At 56.9% G+C, this 3,320-nt stretch carries 4 protein-coding genes; all 4 read right to left on the bottom strand.

All coding sequences use genetic code 11. The annotated features are described in order from the left end of the window. Window positions 1-1,516 (bottom strand): MMPL family transporter (locus L692_RS0122665; protein ID WP_025702257.1); only part of this gene is annotated, 1,516 nt, incomplete at its 3' end. After that, on the bottom strand, window positions 1,513-1,965 hold the full coding sequence (locus tag L692_RS0122670) for a MarR family winged helix-turn-helix transcriptional regulator (protein ID WP_025702258.1): 453 nt from the start codon (window positions 1,963-1,965) through the stop codon (window positions 1,513-1,515). The genes L692_RS0122665 and L692_RS0122670, both read right to left, overlap by 4 nt. 164 nt (window positions 1,966-2,129) lie before the next feature. Further along, the gene (locus L692_RS0122675; RefSeq protein ID WP_025702259.1) at window positions 2,130-2,567 is read right to left on the bottom strand and encodes a GNAT family N-acetyltransferase; all 438 of its coding nucleotides are present in this window, start codon (window positions 2,565-2,567) and stop codon (window positions 2,130-2,132) included. A gap of 82 nt (window positions 2,568-2,649) precedes the next feature. After that, a partial coding sequence (gene rpiA / locus L692_RS0122680; RefSeq protein WP_025702260.1) for a ribose-5-phosphate isomerase RpiA occupies window positions 2,650-3,320 on the bottom strand: 671 nt, incomplete at its 5' end.

The raw sequence follows: 3,320 nt of genomic DNA on the forward strand, positions 1-3,320 counted from the left end.
TCTGTTTGAGCTGGCTGCTGGCATCCGACAAGCCGCTCTGGATTTTGTCCAGGCCCTCGCTGCTCTTGACCAGTCCTTCCGACAAGGTTCCGACCTGCGTTGGAATCAGAAAATCGTCAATCTGCTCACCCGCCGGACGGGTCATGCTGCGAACCGTCTTCACGCCGTCGACCTGCTCGACCTCGCGGCTGATTTTTTCGGCAAGCCCCATATATTCCGCGTTGTCCATCCGGTCATCGTTCTTGATGACCAGCTTGCCCGGCATCGATTCCCCCGGACCGAAGCTGTCAGCGATAATGTTGAAGCCTTTAACCGACGCATAGCGGCCGCCGATCTCTTCCAGGCTGTTAAACGACAGCTTGCCGCTGTAGGTAAGCAGAAACGGAAGCACGACGGCTGCGACGATCAATAGTGCCGCCCAGGGTCGTCGTAAGGAGAAGGAGCCCGCCGCTCCCCAAATCCGGCTCTCGCTATGCTCCAGGCTGCCCCGCGACGGCCAGAACAGCTTCTTGCCCAGCACCGCCATAAAGAAAGGAACGACAGTGACCAGCGCAAGCAGCATAACGGCGACTCCTACGGCGACCGCCACGGCCGAACGGTACAGAATGAACTTGGACAGCCCGATGACGACGAAGCCGACGAATACGGCCAGACCGGAGAAGAACACCGTTCCGCCCGCCTTGCGGTACGTCTCGATGATGGCGGAGCGGGTATCCTCCGAAGCGCCCAGCTCCTCTTTAAACCGGCTGATCAGCAGAATGCAATAATCCGTCCCGATCCCGAACATGACGGCCACCATGAAGATCTGCGTGAAGGTGGATATCGGAAAATCGAACCGGTCCACAAGAAACGCCACGATCGACTGCGACACGATATAACTTATCCCCACCGTCAGCAGCGGCACAAGCGGCGCCACGACCGAACGGAACACAACGAGCAGAATCACCAGAATGAACACGACGGTGATGTATTCGGATTTTTTGAGGCCCGTTTCCGAGCTTAAGATCGTATCCTCGTTAATCAGCCCTTCGCTGGTCAGATAATGATTCGCGTCCACATCCTTCAGCAAGGCATCCACCTTATCCGGCAGCGCTTTGACCGCCTCGTCCCCGCCTTTGACCGACAGAGCGACCAGGATCGTCTTGCCGTCCTTGGCAATCAGTGTGTCCTTTAACGCCTCCTGCGAAAAAGGGTCCGTGATGCCGCTCAGCCCGAGCTGCTCCTTGCTGCTTGCGAGCTTCTCGACTCCCCGGCGGATGCTCTCCGTCGCTTTCTCGCCAAGACCTTCCGGTCTGTTGAACACCAGCGCAACCTGATGGAGCGTTTCTCCGCTCTTGGCGTCGGACACGTCTCTGAGAATTTCGGACGCTCTGGAGGAAGTATAGCCCTCCGGAACGGAAATTTGCCCTTTCTCCCGGACCAGATCGGAGAAGGACGGAGCGCTCATGACCAGAACCACAGCCGCCGCCAGCCATACCGCGATAATCGCCCATCTTGCTTTCAAAATGCCTCTCATTCGTTTCTTCCTCCCGGTTCCTGCATTAATTCGGCCAATCTCTCGAACATGTGGATTAACTGCTCGATCTTGTCCTTATCAAAGTTCATCAAGTAAGGCGAAATGACCTCCAGCACCTTTTGTTCCGCTGTTTCGTAGAGGCCGCGTCCATACTCGGTGATCGTCAGATAAACGAGCCGCCGGTCGTGCTCGTCCCGGGTCCGCTCAATGACGCCCGCTTCCGCCAGCCGGTTGATGATTGCGGTAATGGAGCTTTTGCCCACGCAAAAAACCTCCGCCAGATAGGTCGAGGTGCAGCGTGGCTGCGCGTCGATCAGCCTGAGAATCTGGAACTGCTCGCTCGTCAGGCCCACATCCATGCTCTCCCTGATCCGGGCGTCGATCCGCCGGGTCACAAGCTGATACGCATTAATGTAGCGGTGAATCCACTGCTTGATCTCATCGTCCAAAAGAATCGCCTTCTTCCGAAATTAGTTCGTCAGTCGAACTGTTTCATTGTAAAACTATATTTCGATCTTTCTGAAAAGTCAAGCTTAAGCCTGGTGCGCGCGAAAAAAGGGACCTCCGGCAAGCCATCCTTGATGACATGCGGGAAGTCCCCATGAAACTTAAATTAATCCTCCTCTGATTCTTCCACCTCGTACACGCAGCGGAGCAGCTCGATTCCGGGGCCGGTCTCTCCCAGAGAGTACACCATAAAGCCCAGACTGCGGTAAAAATCAGCCGCCGCCTCGTCTGCGGTTTCGGCGACCACATACCGGGGCCTGCGGGCTGTCAGCAGCTCCAGAATCATGCCGCGCGCATAGCCCTTTCCGCGGTTCTCCGGGAGTACGGCAATATGCCTGATATCGATTGAGCCGTCTTCAGTCTCTTCAAAGCCGATCAGACCGACCAGCAGCTCCTCATCCTCCCAGCCATACAGCCGGAGAGCCGGCTCGGCCCTGTATTCCGCGCGTGCTGACTCAAGCTCGCCGGGGTCTGATATAACCGCGTAAGACAATAGCTCCTCCACCTCGGGGGAATCCAGTCTGGATTTAATATCGGTAAGCATCGCTGTTCACAATCTCCTTATTCTCATTATGCAAAGACAGCCGCAGCTCTCCGCAGCCAGACCTTGCCAGGGACGCGCATGATTATGCTTTTGTTCCGTTATCGATGATTTGAAGGGTTCCGTCGCTTTTTCCGACAATCGCCATATCCGCGATCCCGATGAACAGGCCATGCTCGACCACGCCGGGAATGGACTGGAGCGCCAGCGCCAGCTCGGGAGGAGATGGAATGATTTCAAACCGGCAGTCCGCTATGTAATTTCCGTTATCGCTCTTATATAATTCTCCACCGCCCTGCCGAAGCTCCGGTATGCAGCCGAGCTGTGCCAGAGCGGCCACCGTCCATTCCCAGGCAAACGGCACAATTTCCACCGGCAGCGGAAATTTGCCGAGCGTTCCGACCACCTTACTCTCATCGGCGATTACGATCATGCGGTCGCTGCCCATGGCTACAATCTTCTCCCGCAGGAGCGCGCCGCCGCCGCCCTTGATAAGCTGAAGCTTTCCATCCAGTTCGTCCGCTCCGTCGATGGTCACGTCCAGACGGTCAACCTCGCCAAAAGATACCAGCGGGATGCCAAGCTCCCTCGCCTGCTGCTCCGAGGCGCGCGAGGTCGCGACAGCGGTTATCCTAAGCCCTTCGGCGACGCGATCACCCAGCTTGCGGATGGCCCAATAGGCCGTGGACCCCGTTCCAAGCCCAACCTTCATTCCATCCTGTATATAATCAACCGCCGCTTCCGCCGCCAACTGCT

This window comes from Paenibacillus forsythiae T98, assembly GCF_000520735.1.
GTDB classification, from domain to species: domain Bacteria; phylum Bacillota; class Bacilli; order Paenibacillales; family Paenibacillaceae; genus Paenibacillus_AQ; species Paenibacillus_AQ forsythiae.

Excerpts from the sequence above, each read along its gene's own strand:
- L692_RS0122675 (WP_025702259.1), bottom strand. The coding sequence starts at position 2,567 with ATGCTTACCGATATTAAATCCAGACTGGATTCCCCCGAGGTGGAGGAG.